This window comes from Bacillus sp. AFS053548 (assembly GCF_002575105.1).
GTDB lineage: Bacteria > Bacillota > Bacilli > Bacillales > Bacillaceae_G > Gottfriedia.
Genome location: NZ_NUHI01000012.1, coordinates 61,815 through 79,193, shown reverse-complemented (window position 1 = coordinate 79,193; position 17,379 = coordinate 61,815). Strand labels below are relative to the sequence as shown.

Below are 17,379 nucleotides of genomic sequence, written 5' to 3'. Positions count from 1 at the left end.
TAATAATTACTCAAAGTATAATTTAATTTTTCTTTTCATATCTTCTTTATTTTCCGCAAATTGTTTATGTCGATGCCCATTCCCGCCAGAAGTATGAGGAAATCCGTATAATATGGAGTCCGAGTTTAAATAATCATTTGTTGTTAGATAGGTTAAAACTTTTGAAACATTAACTCCTAATGGGATAATGAGGGGATGTTCTAGTCTAATGATTTCTTCCGCAAAGATATTTACAATATACTTTTTAAGTAGATCGGTTCTTAAAATATTCGGTGTTGAACCATTATAGTTTTTCCCTTTATAAAAAACTGGGTATTTAATGACAGAGGTCGTTTGTACTAAATGACTTGCTGTACTAAAAAGTTCGCTAGTTGAATTTAATCCAAGATATCGATGTAATTCTAATTCATCTAACATGGCAATTAAATTTTTTCGCATCGGTCCTTCAAAGCTAGAATTCTTTTTTACTTCGTGTAAAATTTCTTCGTCATCCAGCACTTCGTCTTTAAGTCTAATGACAGTAGAATAAGATTGTTTCATTTGATGTAAGCCTGGTGTAATCCCAACTATGATGACTTTTGCTCGCTCATTAATGTACTCAAAAGGAGCATAATAAATTTCTAAATTTTTCTTTTCATCTTTATTTACTAGAAATTTTTCACTTTTTAATGCACTAGTTTCAAGTGAAGGAGATAAAGAAGATATTAACGTTTTATATTCTTTAAATTTTGCGTTAGCTAAGATTGCCATGTTTGGTCCTCCATCACAACTATTTTTAGTTCATTGTATCGAAAGTTCTCCGTGAAATCCAACTATCTCTCAACTAGCCTTTCAAGTATAAAATAGGTGATTTTTGATAAAACTGATTAGCTGAAAGTAAGATCGGAATTTATGAAAGGATGGAAGATTAAGTGAATTATTCTAATGAACAAAAGAAGCGTTTAAGAAAATATAATTTACGTTCTTCCGTACTTCATACTGAAGGAAATTTAATAGAAAATCTCAACATTGTTCAGAGAATGTTCCCGACTTCTGATTTAGTAAAAAAAAATTTAGTTATAAGAGATAAACAGGCTATGATTTGTTACTTATCTAGTATTGCCGATGAACAAAAAATATCTCAATTTATTAATACAATAAGTTCAACTACAGAAGAAATAGAATTATTCATAACGAATAATACTGTTCGTACTAATGAAATCTTAGAGATTGAAACAGCAATATTGGATGGTAAAAGTATTCTCCTTGTAGAAGGCGATCCAGCTGTATTTGTTTATTCAACTGGAAAATTGCCACAAAGGGCCTATACACCTCCAAGTATTGATAATTCTTTAAGAGGTTCAAAAATATCCTTTGTTGAAACTGATCTAGCTAATATTGCTTTACTTCGCAGATTTATTAAAAGCCGTGATTTTCAAATTAAGCAAGTTGAAATCGGGAATGAGAATAAAAGTATCGTATCAATCGCGTATATCGATGGATTAGTAGATGAAGATTTAATATCTGGTGTAGAACAAGATATTTCAAAGATAAAACTTGATTCTGTTATAAATGCAAACCATTTAGCGCAATTAATAGAAAGAAACCCATTTTCTCCTTTTCCACAATATTTTACAACAGAAAGACCGGATGTTGCAGCGACGACATTACTTGAAGGAAAAGTAGTTTTAATCGTAGACCGATCTTCTGAGGTTATTATTTTACCGATTAATTTTGCAATATTTTTTAAAACGATTGATGATTATTCAGCAAGAGCGATGGTGGCTTCATTTAATCGAATACTTAGAGTAGTTGCATTCTTTTTAACAATCTTTTTGCCGGGAATCTATATTGCAATTATTTCATTTAATTATGAGATCGTTCCTTTAAAATTACTACTATCAATCGGGGAATCTAGGGCAAAGGTTCCATTTGATCCTTTATTTGAAGCCATAGTTATGGAGATAACCTTAGAAATGTTAAGAGAAGCAGCAATTAGGCTACCAGCACCTATTAGTACAACAGTTGGCATTGTAGGCGGGATTGTGATTGGGCAAGCAGCGGTACAAGCAGGAATCGTTAGTAATATTATGGTAATCGTCGTAGCTTTAACTGCTATTTCATCATTTATTATTCCAAATTATGAAATGGCATCTAGTTTACGAGTCATTCGATTTCCAATTATGATTATGGCTTCATTATTTGGTTTAATCGGTTTGATTGTAAGTACAATGATTCTCATGATCCATGGTTTGAGCTTATCTAGCTATAACAATCCTTATACATCGCCATTTTCCCCAATCAATCGTGATGCATTTAAAGATACAATCATAAGAATACCTTTAAACTATCTTTGGAAAAAACAAAATAAACGTAATGAAGAATGAATGTTAGAAGGGATTCTTTCATGATAATTACGAAGTCAAAAATTACACAATTTCAATTTGTTTTAATGATTTTTGGTATTCAAGTAGGGATTGGAATGTTGTCACTTCCTAGAGAACTAGCTCTAAAAGGAGGTACTAGCAGTTGGATTTCAATTCTTTTTGGGGGGATAATTTCTACTTTAATTAGCATTCTATTTGTTAAATTTAGAGAGAAGGCTCCTAATTTAAACTACATAGGTTTTTTTACTTTTTATCTAGGTAAAATTATTGGATCTATCGTAGTTTTGTTACAAGCAATGTATTTTCTATATGGAGGATATCTCGCATTAGTTAGAACGATTTTATATATTCAATCCTACATACTTCAAGAAACAAAATCTTATATTTTATTAGTGTTATTTCTTTTTCCAACTTATCAGCTAATAAGTGGAGGAGTTCATTTAATTGCAAAATATATAGAAGCAATTTTTCCAATTGCTTTTTTTACCTTATTCATGCTGTTATTCACACTTAAAGATGCTGATATAAATTTTATTTTACCAATTATTAAGGATGGCTGGATACCGATTTTTAAGACGATTCCATTAACGACGACTTCATTTCTAGGCATCGAATTAATTCTAGTTTATTATCCATATTTAAAGTCGAAAGAACAGGCGGTAAAAGGCGTTATTATTGGAAATGCTTTAACAACTTTTACTTACGTTTTCGTAACAATTATTTGTTTTGTTATTTATAGTCCTTATGAAATCAAAATGACATTTGAGCCAGTAATCGATATTTTAAGTGTAATCGAATTTCAATATGTTGAGAGGTTAGATTTCATTTTATTCTCATTATTTTTAATGATTATTTCGAAAACATGGGTTACGTTTATTTGGGCCGGAATGAATGGATTATCAGAGTTATTTAAATTTAGACTATTACCTATTATCATTATTATTCTTTTTATCATCATTATCATCCTTACATTTATTCAAGTTCCTACATTTACAAATACAACTAATCATTTACATGTTTTAATGATTTCTGGAAGATACATCACGATCGGTATCCCCATCCTGTTATTGGTCGGCGGTTTAATAAAAAATAGGTTAAGTAAGGTGAAAATCAATTGAAATATTTTCAAGTATGTTTGCTTAGTATTTTTTTAGTAATCGGCGTTTCAGGTTGCAGAGGGAAAGTTAATATAGAAGATGTCACATTATCGATGATTTTAGGAATCGATGTAAACGATGAAAATAAAGTAGAAGTATTTATGGCAAGTCCGGTCTTTAGTGGAGAAACAAAAGCGAAAACTGAACATTTTAACGTTCAAACTCTATCGATAAAAGAATCTAGAAATTATTTTGATACGCGTGCTAGTGGTGTTACTGGTGGGGGTAAAATTCAAGCAATCTTAATAGGGTCAAAAGTACTTGAACATAAAAATTGGTTTTCAATAATGGATATGTTTTTTCGAGATCCAAAATTTCGATTAAATGCAGATCTTATTTTTGTAGATGGTCCACTTGCCGATGTTTTTAATTTAAAACCAGAGGATAAACCAGAGTTACCAATCTATATTCCTCAATTAATACAAACTGCCGATTTTCGAAATGTTGCTTTCAGGACGTCTATACGACAGTTTCATCAAATGTATTATGAGAAGGGAATTACACCTTTTGCACCTGAACTAGCAATACAAGAAGATCATTTAGTAGTCAATGGGACAACGTTATTAACCAAAAATAATTTGTATAATCGAACCTTATCAATGAATGAAACACAACTGTTAAAAATTTTAAAAGATCATTTAGAGGGACAATTAGTTATTGCATTGGATCTTAAAAAATTTAAAAAAGATGTAGATGATGTCTTTACAGATGAAGAAACTAGTTTTTATATTAAAGATGTAAAACGAAAAATCGATAAAAAATATACTAATGGTCATTATAGCTTTATTGTGAATTTGACAATGCCGATTATGTTTACAGAATCTCCAATAGGATTAACGAATTCATCAGAAGTTATATTAAAAAAAGCGATAGAAAAAAAATTACAAAAAGAACTAAATAATCTAATCCAATCTTTTCAAAAAGATAAAGTTGATCCAGTTGGATTTGGTATACTTGCTCACTCATTTCAGTACGCTGATTGGAAAAAAAATGAGAATCATTGGCTTGATACATATCAAAAATCGAATATAAAAGTAAATGTTAAAATTATTGTTATAGATAAAGGTATAACGATGTAAACTTAGAAAACCCACCAAAAATATTGGTGGGTTTTAAGTTTATGCGGCTGCATTTTCGAAATCTATAGCTTTTCTTTGTTTACGATCATGCAATAAATAGTAAATGACAGTCGTTGATAATACAGCAATTGCCGTAATTACGTACATAATATGGAAAGATGATTTCGCAGATATAATTCCAAGAACGTAAGAGCCAATACCCATACCGGTGTCAAAAAACATAAAAAATGTCGCTGTCGCCATTCCCTTTTTAGCAGGGGCAGCAGTGTTAATCGCTAATGTTTGGAAACTAGGTACGATTGAACCATAGCCTAGACCGATTAATGCAGCCGAAAATAAAAAGATTGTTGGTACAGTTGAAAAACTCAAGACAACTAGACCAATCGTAAATAAGATGATCCCAGGATAAACAATTATGTTTGCTCCTTTACGATCAAATAGTTTACCAGTGAAAGGTCTTGAACCTAAAATGAAAACTGCATATACAATAAAAAAGAAACTAGCAACATCTACAAAACCTAAATTCTTTGCGTATAATGTGATAAATGAAATGATACCACTATAACCAAAAGAGATAACTGCTGAAGTAATTGAGATTGGTAATGCTGAACGCTCAATTAATTGTGATGGTTTAATTCGAGTTTTTGCTTTTAATGTTTGTTTAGGAATCGCAATGAATAGACCGAAAATAAGTGAAAGAATTGCGAAGAAACCACAAACAAAAAACAAAATATGGAAGGTGAAATGATTCATTAAATTAATACCAAGATAAGGACCAAAAACCATTGCAAGGATCATGGATGAACTATAATAACTCATTCCTTCGCCCCTACGTGTTACGGGAACTATTTCAGCAACAATCGTACCAGTTGCGGTTGTTCCAAGACCAAAAGCAATCCCTTGTGCAAAACGCAATAATAGTAATAATGCAAAATTATTTATAAAAGGATAAAAAAATGTTGTCAATGTAAAGAAAACTAATGAAATGATTAGTATTTTTCTGCGACCAATTGTATCAAGCCAGATGCCTGCAAAAGGACGAATTGCAACTGAGGCGATTAGAAAAGATGTTACTACTAGACCAACTTTACTATCCTCTTGGCCTAAATTATCAATCACAAAAATCGGCAATGTCGCCATCAACGTATAAAATACTAAAAACACAAAAAATCCACTTAAGCTTACACTTAGAAAATCCTTTGTCCATAAACGCTCGTTTTTCAAACTTATTCCCCCTGTTTAGTAACCTCCGACGCTTTCATATTGTTCATCATTTTTTGAAAAACTTGAAGTGCAATATCAAGCTCTTCATCGGGTATATCTTTAATAACATCATTCTCAAATGAGATGATTTGTTCTTTCCAACTATCAAATTGATTTACAGCTTTATCAGTTAGATGAATCATTTTTTCTCTTTTATCCGTTCCTTCTTTGCGAACAATTAAATCTAAAGTTTCCATTCTACGTAGTGTACGTGTCAGTGTAGGTGGCTCAATGTTCAAATTCGAACAAATTGTTCGTTGAGTACATGGTCCATGTAAATGGATATAGTGAATAACGGACCATTGTGCCAAATATAATCCAGTAGGAACGAGATGCTCATTAAATGATTTCGAAAACTGACGTGTAGTTTGATTTAATAAAAAAAAGAAAGGCTGCTTTTTGCGCATAAAAAAAGTCTCCTTGGAAAATTAGTTAGCTAGCTAATTAAAATAGTTGTCTAGCTAATTATATTTGAACAAATTGTGAATGTCCAGTGAATGAACTTAATTAGTATAAATTGAGCATAAGAGCAAATATTAAATGTAGAAAAATTTTACAAAACAGTTAGGACGGTATTCGAGATGGCAGGAGCAATACATGCAACAAACGGTAAATCTCACAAAATGAAGATTGTGCAAAGAGCAATCGCAATGCTAGTAGGTGCTTTACTTGTAGCGACTGGTCTTGAAATTTTTTTAGTTCCAAATGATGTTATTGATGGTGGAATAACAGGTATTTCAATTATGTTTTCCCATCTTACAGGACTTCCACTTGGGGTATTTCTATTTGTACTAAACCTACCTTTTTTTTATTTGGGTTATAAACAAATTGGGAAAACATTTGCCATTTCCACCATTCTTGGTATCACTGTTCTTTCTTATTTAACAAGTAGGTTTCACCATATCTCTGCTTTTACGGAAGATATTCTACTTGCAACAATTTTTGGAGGAATGGTCGTAGGTGTCGGAGTAGGATTAGCCATTCGATTTGGTGGCGCACTAGACGGGATTGAGATTCTAGCGATCATTATTAATAGTAAGATTCCATTTTCCGTTGGTGAAATCATTATGGTTTTCAACTTATTTATTTTGGGGGCTGCTGGATTCATCTTTTCTTGGGATCGAGCAATGTACTCAATTATTGCATATTTAGTCGCATTTAAAACAATTGATATCGTAGTTGAAGGATTAGAACAATCAAAGTCAGCATGGATCATTAGTGATAAAAGTGATGATATTGGAGAAGCAATTCTTTTTAGAATGGGCCGTGGTGTTACATATATAAATGGTACTGGAGCATACTCAGGTGAAACTACAAAGGTTATCTATTGTGTTATCACTCGATTAGAAGAAGCGGAATTAAAAACAATTGTTGATGACATTGACTCAAGTGCCTTTTTAGCAATTTCAGATATTGCAGAAGTACGTGGTGGAAGGTTTAAAAAGAAAAATGTACATTAGGATTGGTTAACAAAAGCATTGAAAAATGGAGGAAGGTTCAGGATTGTTGGACCTTCTTTCCTTTTATTCCCTTGCAATTTGCTGTATTATTTAATTGATAACTGAAAATTTAGAAAACTGTCTTTTTGTAGATAAATTTAAAATTTGATAGATTAGAAGGCTTAAAGGAGGGAGAAGTTGAATGGAGAAGTTCGATGTGATTGTTGTTGGAGCAGGATTGGCTGGATTAGTTGCAACTGCTGAGATGGCTGATGCTGGGAAAAGTGTTTTGTTATTAGACCAGGAACCGAAAGCATCTATTGGTGGTCAAGCTTGGTGGTCATTTGGTGGGTTATTTTTAGTAGATTCTCCTGAGCAACGTAGGTTAGGAATTAAGGATTCGAGAGAATTAGCTTGGCAGGATTGGCTTGGAACAGCAGGATTTGATCGAGAAGATGATGAGGATTATTGGGGAAAGAAATGGGCAGAGGCATATGTCGAGTTTGCATCAGGTGAGAAGAGGCAATGGCTTTATGACATGGGGGTGAGATTTTTTCCAATCGTCGGTTGGGCTGAACGTGGGGGATATCTGGCAGAAGGACATGGGAATTCAGTGCCCCGATTTCACATAGTATGGGGTACAGGTCCTGGAATTGTTGCTCCTTTCGAACGAAGAGTTCGCGAGCATATGAAAAAAGGTTTAGTAGAATTCAGATCCCGACATCGTGTAGATCAACTACTAACACAAGATGGAGCTGTAGTAGGAGTAAGTGGTTCTTTATTAGAACCAAGTAAATCAGAGCGAGGAGAAGATAGCTCTCGTGAAGTAATTGGTGACTTTCAATATGGGGCAAAGGCCGTTTTAGTATCAAGTGGCGGTATTGGAGCGAACTTTGATTTAATTCGCCAAAATTGGCCAAGTCGATTAGGTACCCCGCCGAAAAGGATGATATCTGGTGTACCAGCACATGTTGATGGTCGAATGCTTGCTATTACTGAAAATGCTGGTGGTCGAATTGTTAATCGTGATCGAATGTGGCACTATACTGAAGGCATAAAAAATTGGAATCCAGTTTGGAGCAATCATGGAATCCGTATTCTTCCTGGACCATCATCAATTTGGTTAGATGCACGTGGACAGCGCTTTCCTGCACCAAATTTTCCTGGTTTTGATACTTTAGGTACTTTACAATCCATTCAACAAACTGGTTATGATTACTCCTGGTTTATTTTAACGAAAAAGATTATTCAAAAAGAGTTTGCACTTTCAGGTTCGGAACAAAATCCTGATTTAACTGGAAAAAGTATAAAACAAGTGATGAAAAGGGCAACTTCAGGAATACCAGCACCTGTAAAAGCTTTTATGGAAAAAGGAGAGGACTTTGTCGTTGCAGACACGTTAGAAGAGCTTGTTGAAGGCATGAATGAGATAACCGGGGAAAAATTACTAAACTATGATGAAATCGAACGCCAACTGATTGCACGTGATCGTGAAATGGATAATAAATTTACGAAAGACTTACAAATCACTGCCTTAAGGGGAGCGCGAAATTATATTGGTGATAAATTAATTCGTGTTGCAACTCCTCATAAAATTTTAGACCCAAAAAACGGTCCATTAATTGCTGTTCGTTTAAATATTGTAAGTCGTAAAACACTTGGTGGACTTCAAACAAATTTAGATGGTAATGTATTAAATTCTTTGGGTGATCCAATTCCAGGACTATTTGCAGCAGGTGAAGTTGCTGGATTCGGCGGCGGCGGCGTACACGGTTATCGCGCGATGGAAGGAACATTTTTAGGCGGTTGTTTATTTTCCGGTAGACAAGCAGGGAGAGCGATTAGTAGAGATTTGGAATAATTGTATCCAATCCATGCTTAAGTGAACAACTTTGATCGCAAACGAATTGATTATAAAGTAAAAAAATAAATGGAAATAAAGTTATAGTGACTGGACGACGTGAAAATATACTTGAAAATGCTAAAGAAAAATTTCCAGATCTTATTACACATGTGGGTGACTTGAGCTCTGAATCAGAACGTGTATCATTGTTTGAGTGGGTAACGAAGAACTATCCAGAAGTGAATGTACTAGTAAACAATGCAGGGATTCAACAACGTTTTAATATCTTAAAATCAGATGCCAAGAACGATTGGAAATATTTTAATAATGAAATCATAACTAATATTGAAGCACCAATCCATTTGTCTATGCTATTTGCTCCATATTTTGCTACAAAAGAAGCCTCAACAATTATTAATGTTTCATCGGGATTAGCTTTTACTCCGTTGGTCATTGCGCCAATCTATTCAGCAACAAAAGCTGCAATCCATTCTTTTACAATGAGTTTACGTCACCAACTTTCCGAATCATCTGTGGAAGTAATTGAAGTTGCTCCTCCCGCAGTCAATACCGATTTAGGTGGAGCAGGATTGCATACTCATGGAGAACCTTTAGATGAATTCGCAGATGGGATTTTCATGGGATTAAAAGAAGGGAAAAAAGAAATCGGATATGGAACTTCAGTTGAACGACTTGGTATGTCGCGAGATCAAGTCGATGCACATGTTACAAATATGTATAATATGTTGAAAAACACAATTCAGTAACCATCTATTTTAAAAATGGGCAAGTTCGTTAATTCGGATTTGTCCTTTTATTTTTTTGTATTGATTTTTACATTATTCCTTATTCCAAACAACCGTATAGCCTGTTCTATGATAGGGTACGAATAAAAAGGGTACTAAAAAACTGAACAAGCTATTATTGGAAAAGGAGTGGGTGTGTAATGGATAAAATGGAGGATTCAGTTAGTCCCGACACACATGCTGGTATGGCACGAAAAACAGTTGGGCAGTTTTTATTTGATTGCTTGAAGCAAGAGGGGATTACAGAAATTTTCGGCGTCGCAGGGGACTATAATTTTTCACTACTTGATACGTTGGAGCGATATAACGGAATCCAGTTTAGAGAAGGACGGAACGAACTAAACGCGGGTTACGCTTCAGATGGCTATGCAAGAATCAAAGGGATTTCTGCTCTTATTACAACGTTTGGTGTTGGGGAGTTGAATGCATGCAATCCGATAGCTGGAGCCTATAGTGAAAACGTTCCCATAATCCACATTGTTGGTTCGCCAAAAGAAAAAGATCAAAAAGAGCACAAGCTGATGCACCACACTCTAATGGATGGGAATTTTAATGTATTTCACAATATGTATAAACAGATAACGGCTTATAGTGCGGTACTCACACCTGAAAATGCCATGATTGAAATTCCTGCTGCTATTCGTATTGCAAAAGAAAAGAAACAACCTGTTTACCTCGTTGTGGCTGATGATATAGTGGATCAGCCGATAATGGACCGGATAGAGCCAACACCACAACTAAAAACGTCAAACTTAAAATCTCTTCAAGCTGCGACAGATCATGTCCGTCAGCTACTAGAATGTGCAAAGCGGCCAGTTATCCTAGTAGATGTAAAAACCATGCGTTTTGGCCTTCAGGCTGCAGTTCAACAGCTGGCTGACGCGATGAATATACCTGTTGCGTCCATGATGTTCGGTAAAGGGGCATTTGATGAAACCCATCCAAATTATATTGGGATGTATTTAGGTTCGTTTGGATGTTCTGAAGTTCAAAGTACGGTAGAAAATTCAGACTGTATCATTGCGATTGGTTTGGTACCCGCGGACACCAACACAGGGAATTTTACCGCAAAACTGAATTCAATGGTGACTATTAATATCCAATCGGACCTAGTGAAGATTGCTGAGGCTGTCTATCCGAACGTTCTTGCTAATGACATGATTCAAGCAGTACAAAATGTGGGTTATAAAGGTCAAGGAATGCTCAAGAAAGTGTCATTTCCATACGATCAATTCAATTTAAATAACGATAAACCACTTACGGCAGCTGGCTATTATCCACTTTTTCAACGTATGCTGAAAAAGGACGACATTATGATCGTTGAGATTGGTACACTCTTCAATGGCATGGCGGAGGTGAGACTGCCTAGTAATATTACATATATTGGACAAGGAGGTTGGGGCTCCATCGGATATGCAACCCCCTCGACGTTTGGTGCCTGTATTGCAGCCCCAGAACGTCGGGTGTTGCTGTTTACAGGTGATGGCTCACTGCAGCTAACTGCACAAGAAATCAGCTCCATGCTCTATTATGGCTGTAAACCGATAATTTTCATCTTAAACAATGATGGTTATACGATCGAAAAATATTTAAATGTCAAAACTAAAAATCAAACATACAACAAAATCCCTAGGTGGTCTTACACTAAGCTGGCTGAAGCCTTTGGGGGTAATGCGTTTACTGCTATGGTCAGTACCAATAGAGAGCTTGAACAGGCAATAAACCAAGCTGAAATTGAATGTTCCGAGAGAGTCAGTATTATTGAAATGATTGTAAAAGACCCATTGGATGCACCAGAAAATATGAAAAAGATGTACAAGTATTTGGAGAAGCAGGCAATGCAACGCAGCCAAAAATAGTCAGTATACAAAAAAGTTGGAATCAATAAAAAAGATGATTCCAACTTTTTTTAATTGTCATTGCTCTATATATGGCTAGTAGTTTAACAAATCGAGTGATGAAAACTTTAATCTGCTTCTTTATAACTGACTAGAAATTTAGTTTGATTTTTTCTCTTGACTTGAAATCCATTTCATAAATTAGATTGAAAATAAGCCAAATTTCAATAAGGGAGAAAAAGATGAACAGTAAAGTTAACATTAAACACGATGAACATCTATTGTCTACCGTTACAGGGTTATTGGAAATCTTTGATGGAACACAGGATATTTACTTTGGAGATTTGTTTTTAACCAATAAAAGATTATATATTGTAAACAATAAACTATTAAATATGGAAAAATCCTTCTGGTTTGAAGGAGAAAAAAAAGAGTTTGAACATTCTACATTCATTGTAGGAGAACACAGGATTACGGTAAGATGGGCATACAGTGGAAACCTACTTTACTTTATAAACGCTTTTTCCGAGAATGAATGTTAATGCATAAAATTCCTTGATAATTCATATATGTTGGAGGTGTGTGATGGCAAATATTAACGATATTGCAAGATTAGCAGGTGTATCCGTCTCTACTGTTTCTAGAGTACTTAATAATTATAAATATGTAGCTAGTGATAAACGAGAGGCTGTTCTTAAAGTCATTGAAGAAATGAACTATACACCAAATAAAAATGCAATTGATTTAATACGGGGAGAAACAAGAGCAATAGGGGTTATTCTCCCATATAACAACAATCCAGCATTTGATCAAATATTAAACGGTATACTGAACAAGGCATTAGAGAAAGATTTTTTGATAACGGTACTTCCCTCAAATTATCGTAAAGAAAAAGAAGTAGAGTATTTACAAAAATTAAAAAGCAAGCTTTATGATGGCATCATTATCACTTCACGAGCAAATGATTGGGAAACAATCATTCCGTTTAGCGAATATGGTTCAATCGTAGCTTGTGAATATACGCAACACAAGGAAATTGGCTGTTCCTATATGGACCGCTATTCATCATATCTAGATGCCTTTCAATTATTAAAAAACAAAGGTCATGATATGGTAGCATTCACAACAGCTAGACTAGAAAGTAATAGCACAAAGCAAATGATGGCTGCTTATAATGAGATTTTTGGTGAACTTCAACCTGAATACCATCTATCAGAATGTCATTGCTTAGAAGACGGATATGAAGCAGCAAAGAAATTCCTGCATTTACGAAAAAAGCCAACCGCTATCTATGCAAATGGGGATGAAGTGGCTGGTGGAATGTATTTATACGCAAACTCGCAACAATTGAAAATCCCTACTGATTTAGCAATCATTGGTCAAGAAAATCAACCAATTGGTATCGGTATGGGAATTTCTACAGTGGATCACCAATTAACGAAGGTCGGTGAACAAGCTTGTAGCCTTGTAATAGCGAAATCTAGAGAAAAAGTAAAAATACCATATCGAATTGTAGAAAGAGATTCTGTTTAAAGCATAATTAAAGATAAAAAAATAGAGAAAAATGTGGGGAAAGAAAATGAGTAAAAAATTTATTGTTTTTGATATTGATGGAACATTACTAACGACTGAAATGAAGTTTCTAGACAGTACGAAACAAGCTTTGGTTTCTCTAAAAGAAAATGGCCATGAAATCGTAATCGCGACAGGAAGAGACTACACTTCTGCAATATCCATCCTCGACGAACTCGAGATTGATACTTATGTTTTATGCAATGGATCAGTAGGGTTTGTCCGTCATGAAATAGCTCATGAGGAAATATTTTCGAAAGAATCTATTATGAAACTAATTGAAATTGCGATGGAAAATAATGATCAGATTGTGTTCCAAACATTGAACGGAGTAAAAAGACATTTTGAAGAACCTGGAGAGTCATTAACTAAGGCCTATGAAAGTCTAGGTTTGATTATCCCTGACTTTAATGAGATTTATTGGAAAGAAAATTCTATTATTCAAGCTATGCTGTTTTGCAAGACTGAAGATCTTCACAAATATGATATCAACGAATTCCGATATGTGAGTTGGCACCAATTTGGCTCAGATGTCATTCCTAGAGAAGGTTCGAAAGCAAAAACAATTTTGAAAATCGCTAAAGAAAATGGATTTAAGCAAGATGATATCGTCTTTTTCGGAGATGGAATGAATGACATAGAATTAATGGAACATTCGGGAATTGGCGTTGCAATGGGAAATGCTGAAACTGCGGTAAAAGAGAAAGCTAATTTAATTACAGATAGTTGCAATGAACATGGGATTTACAATGCACTTAAGAAAATGTTATTAATCTAATACTTGAAAGAAATTAGATAAAAGTTGAAAAGCGCGAACACTTTGTGAGCTAGGCTTGAATATTGATAATACTGGCTTAAATACTGTCTACATGTATGAAAATTTTGGAAAATCGAATAATAAGCTTCAGTTAACTCTTTTATCAGGAGGAGAAATATGAAGCGTACTTTTAAAATCATTGGAATTTGTTTACTTATAATGATCATAATTGGTGTTGGATCGATATTTCTATCCCCAAGACCTGTAACGTGGTTTTTGAAAAAGTCTTTTGCCGGTGGAATTGAAGTAGAGGCAGCTGATTATGGTATAGCTAAACAAAAAACAACAATGGATACTGATATAGAATACTCATCAAAATATAAAAGCAGTACATTTGATTTGATTAAGTATAAAGGTGACCTAAAATACGTTCCAACCATTTTTTGGATTCATGGTGGTGCTTTTGTAGCGGGAGATAAAAATGATGTACGGAAATATGCTACATATATAGCGAGTCATGGGTATAATGTAGTAAATATAAATTACCCCTTAGCTCCAAGTGTTGCTTATCCAATACCTTTACAACAAATTGATCAAGCGTACCGATTTATTAAAAAAAACGCTGGCAAATATGGACTGGATTTAAACAATATTTATATAGCTGGAGATTCAGCTGGAGCTCAGCTTACAGCACAATTTGTAAGCATTCAAATGAATAAAAACTACTCCAATACAGCTAAAATAGGTCAAAGCGTCGATCCAAATACAATACGAGGGGCAATACTTCTTTGTGGTCCTTATGATATGAAAGAAGTTCAGACGCAAGCTTCATCAAGATTGATGAAATTTGTATTTAAGCGAGTTGGCTGGGCTTATTTTGGAAAATACAAATGGGAAGATGAAAAGATGACAAAGGAATCATCCCTTTTAAGAAATGTACCAGAAAAATTTGTTTCAACATTTATAACTGACGGAAATACAGGTTCCTTTGAATCACAAGGTAAAAAATTTGCAACATTACTAGAAAAAAGAACTGGTGTTAAACAAGTCTTTTATAGTAAATCAGAAGGAAAATTAGGTCATGAATATCAGTTCCAGATGAATACGAAGGCTGCTCAAAATACATTTAATGAACTACTCAACTTCTTGAATGGTACGAAAGTTTCTCAATAAAAAGGTGATGGGATTTATTCATTTGCTACTTCCGTTCATAAAAAAAGAGTCTCATAAGTACTTTCACTTATGAGACTTCTTTTACTTTATTAATTAAAATTTATTTTACACCAACTGCATCAAATGCATTATTAACAGTTGTTACTTCAGCAGAGCTTGCACCATATAAGTCAGCAGCAGATTGTACAAGTGCTGCACGAGCTTGACTAAATGTTGCTGAAGAAGTTAAGTAAACAGTATTTGCGCGATAGAAAATTTTTGCTAATTTATCATTACCGATGCCTGTAACAGATACACCATAATGAGTTCCACCAACTGCAATTAAGTAAGCAGCTTTATTGATGATACTGCTATTTGTATGAACGCCACCATTATCAGAAGTACCAGTGTAACGTTTTGAGTAGTGATCTGGATCACCGTATTTAGTTGGATCACTCATAGAACGAAGTGAGTCACCAGCAATACCTGGTGTGTAGATATCCTCACCAATCTCGTAATCTGGATTGTTATTATTATAGAACTCAATTACAGTTCCAAAAATATCCGAAATAGCTTCGTTTAATGCACCAGATTCATTTTGATAGATTAAGTTTGAACTTCTTTCTGTAACAGCGTGAGTTAACTCATGCGCTACTACGTCAAGTCCACCTGATAGGTAAGTGAATGTTGTTCCATCACCATCACCATAAACCATTTGAGATCCGTTCCAAAATGCATTGTTATAACTACGGCTATAATGGACAGATGATTTTAAAGCAGCACCATTACCATCATATGAATTACGACCAAAAACAGTTTTATAATAGTCGAATGTTTTTCCAGCATAATAATGAGCATCTACTGCTGCTGCTTCAGTTGTGCTATTTAATAATGTGTCAGTACTTGTCCATAGCGTACCAGGTAAAGTAGTACGTGAATTTGCATTATATGTGAAAATACCATTTCCTCTGGTATTGTCTTGTAAATAATAAGTTGAACCAGATTGAGTCATATTTATTGTTTTTGTATCACCAAGTACACCTTTTCCTGTTGCAGTTACATTTGTACCAGTAACTGTTGGTTTAGCAACTGATGCTCCAACAGTTTTACTAGCAGCATGAATGCTATCCATTGTATCAATACTATTGTAGCTATTTAAAATTTTACCAGTTGAAGCTTCAATGAAATAATTAAAGTTTCCAGGTTTTGGAGAAAGGAAGTTTAAGTTTACTAGATAAGCATACGTTGCATCATTACCATTTGTATAAACTACTAATTGAGCTGTAGGATCTTTTTCATAGTCAGGAGTATATCCAAGGTCTGCTTCTGCGATTTTGATAGATTTATTAGCGTTAACTTTTTTAGTAGATTTTAACCCTTTTTTAGTATCTAAGTTCGGAATAACTGTACCAGAGAAAACATTTAGAACTCCATTATCTCCAACTACTGCAGTTTGAGTTGATCCCCATACAGGAACACCGTTATAAACTTGTTGTAGGTGAAGAGCAGTACCGTAAGTATCTTTTTTACTAGACTGAACAATGAATGAATCATCTGCAGACTTTGATCCTAATTTGAACTTATCTTTGTTAGCATTTACATAAGCTTTTACAACGCCTTCAGCATTTTTAGCTGATGGTTTTGTCAGCTGGCCCGAAACGAATTCAGGAGATCCCACTGATTTGTTGTACTTGTAATTTGATAATACATTTTTTGGTGCAGCATATGTATTAGTTACTGATAAACTACTTGCCGCCAAACCTACAGATAATCCAACCGCTAAAACTTTTTTGTTCATTAAAAATTCCTCCCCTTGGTTAACAATGTGGTATTGAGGAATTCATCGTATCATCTCAAAAACTGGTTTATCAAACGACAAAAACCGTCAATTCTTGCATTTTGTTAGGCAAAAATAAGCGGAAATATCGACGAAAAATAAATTCTGAATCTTTAAAATAGTCAAAAAGTATCGATTTTAGTTAAAAAATGGTAAATAAAAAATCGAATTTTATTAAGAATATGTATGTTTTTGGTTAAAATTAACTTAAGGAAACGGAGCTTAAAGAGAAAAAAAGTATTAAAATTATTATATTAGTAAATGATTATT

14 protein-coding genes and 1 pseudogene are annotated in these 17,379 nt (G+C 34.1%); 11 read left to right on the top strand and 4 right to left on the bottom strand.

Annotation, left to right across the window (positions count from 1 at the left end; all coding sequences use genetic code 11):
- Positions 1-6 precede the first annotated feature (6 nt).
- Positions 7-750, bottom strand: coding sequence for a hypothetical protein (locus CN946_RS06750; protein WP_098860440.1), 744 nt, complete (start codon positions 748-750; stop codon positions 7-9).
- A gap of 161 nt (positions 751-911) precedes the next feature.
- On the opposite strand from CN946_RS06750, the gene CN946_RS06745 reads away from it, so the two are divergent.
- From CN946_RS06745 to CN946_RS06735, 3 genes are read left to right on the top strand one after another with little or no spacing between them, the layout of a single operon-like run.
- Positions 912-2,366, top strand: coding sequence for a spore germination protein (locus tag CN946_RS06745; RefSeq protein WP_098860439.1), 1,455 nt, complete (start codon positions 912-914; stop codon positions 2,364-2,366).
- A gap of 20 nt (positions 2,367-2,386) precedes the next feature.
- On the top strand, positions 2,387-3,484 hold the full coding sequence (locus CN946_RS06740; protein ID WP_176547238.1) for a GerAB/ArcD/ProY family transporter: 1,098 nt from the start codon (positions 2,387-2,389) through the stop codon (positions 3,482-3,484).
- Positions 3,481-4,602 (top strand): Ger(x)C family spore germination protein, encoded by a 1,122-nt coding sequence (locus CN946_RS06735; protein ID WP_098860437.1) that lies wholly within the window; start codon positions 3,481-3,483, stop codon positions 4,600-4,602. Before CN946_RS06740 ends, CN946_RS06735 begins: the two co-directional genes overlap by 4 nt.
- A gap of 39 nt (positions 4,603-4,641) precedes the next feature.
- Here the strand turns inward: CN946_RS06735 and CN946_RS06730 are convergent, their stop codons facing one another.
- Together CN946_RS06730 and CN946_RS06725 are read right to left on the bottom strand one after the other, a co-directional pair.
- The gene (locus tag CN946_RS06730) at positions 4,642-5,826 is read right to left on the bottom strand and encodes an MFS transporter (protein ID WP_098860436.1); all 1,185 of its coding nucleotides are present in this window, start codon (positions 5,824-5,826) and stop codon (positions 4,642-4,644) included.
- A gap of 2 nt (positions 5,827-5,828) precedes the next feature.
- Positions 5,829-6,272, bottom strand: a complete 444-nt coding sequence (locus tag CN946_RS06725) for a MarR family winged helix-turn-helix transcriptional regulator (protein ID WP_097978114.1) — start codon at positions 6,270-6,272, stop codon at positions 5,829-5,831.
- Positions 6,273-6,446: 174 nt separating this feature from the next.
- On the opposite strand from CN946_RS06725, the gene CN946_RS06720 reads away from it, so the two are divergent.
- The 8 genes and pseudogenes from CN946_RS06720 to CN946_RS06685 all read left to right on the top strand — a co-directional run bounded on the left by CN946_RS06720 (position 6,447) and on the right by CN946_RS06685 (position 15,293).
- Positions 6,447-7,325 (top strand): YitT family protein, encoded by an 879-nt coding sequence (locus tag CN946_RS06720; protein ID WP_098860435.1) that lies wholly within the window; start codon positions 6,447-6,449, stop codon positions 7,323-7,325.
- 181 nt (positions 7,326-7,506) lie between these two features.
- Complete coding sequence (locus CN946_RS06715; RefSeq protein ID WP_098860434.1) at positions 7,507-9,165, top strand: FAD-binding dehydrogenase; 1,659 nt, start codon at positions 7,507-7,509, stop codon at positions 9,163-9,165.
- Between the two features lie 71 nt (positions 9,166-9,236).
- Positions 9,237-9,914, top strand: a pseudogene (locus CN946_RS06710) (SDR family oxidoreductase); the annotation flags it as partial.
- Between the two features lie 179 nt (positions 9,915-10,093).
- Positions 10,094-11,812: an alpha-keto acid decarboxylase family protein gene (locus tag CN946_RS06705; RefSeq protein WP_483295371.1), complete on the top strand. Its 1,719-nt coding sequence runs from the start codon at positions 10,094-10,096 to the stop codon at positions 11,810-11,812.
- A gap of 221 nt (positions 11,813-12,033) precedes the next feature.
- On the top strand, positions 12,034-12,333 hold the full coding sequence (locus CN946_RS06700; RefSeq protein ID WP_098860432.1) for a hypothetical protein: 300 nt from the start codon (positions 12,034-12,036) through the stop codon (positions 12,331-12,333).
- A gap of 43 nt (positions 12,334-12,376) precedes the next feature.
- On the top strand, positions 12,377-13,324 hold the full coding sequence (locus tag CN946_RS06695; protein ID WP_098860431.1) for a LacI family DNA-binding transcriptional regulator: 948 nt from the start codon (positions 12,377-12,379) through the stop codon (positions 13,322-13,324).
- A gap of 46 nt (positions 13,325-13,370) precedes the next feature.
- A complete protein-coding gene (locus CN946_RS06690; RefSeq protein ID WP_098860430.1) occupies positions 13,371-14,141 on the top strand; it encodes a Cof-type HAD-IIB family hydrolase in 771 nt (256 codons plus the stop codon).
- Between the two features lie 156 nt (positions 14,142-14,297).
- A complete protein-coding gene (locus CN946_RS06685; protein WP_098860429.1) occupies positions 14,298-15,293 on the top strand; it encodes an alpha/beta hydrolase in 996 nt (331 codons plus the stop codon).
- A 100-nt stretch (positions 15,294-15,393) separates the two neighbouring features.
- Here the strand turns inward: CN946_RS06685 and CN946_RS06680 are convergent, their stop codons facing one another.
- Complete coding sequence (locus CN946_RS06680) at positions 15,394-17,070, bottom strand: M4 family metallopeptidase (protein ID WP_098860428.1); 1,677 nt, start codon at positions 17,068-17,070, stop codon at positions 15,394-15,396.
- Positions 17,071-17,379: the final 309 nt, after the last annotated feature.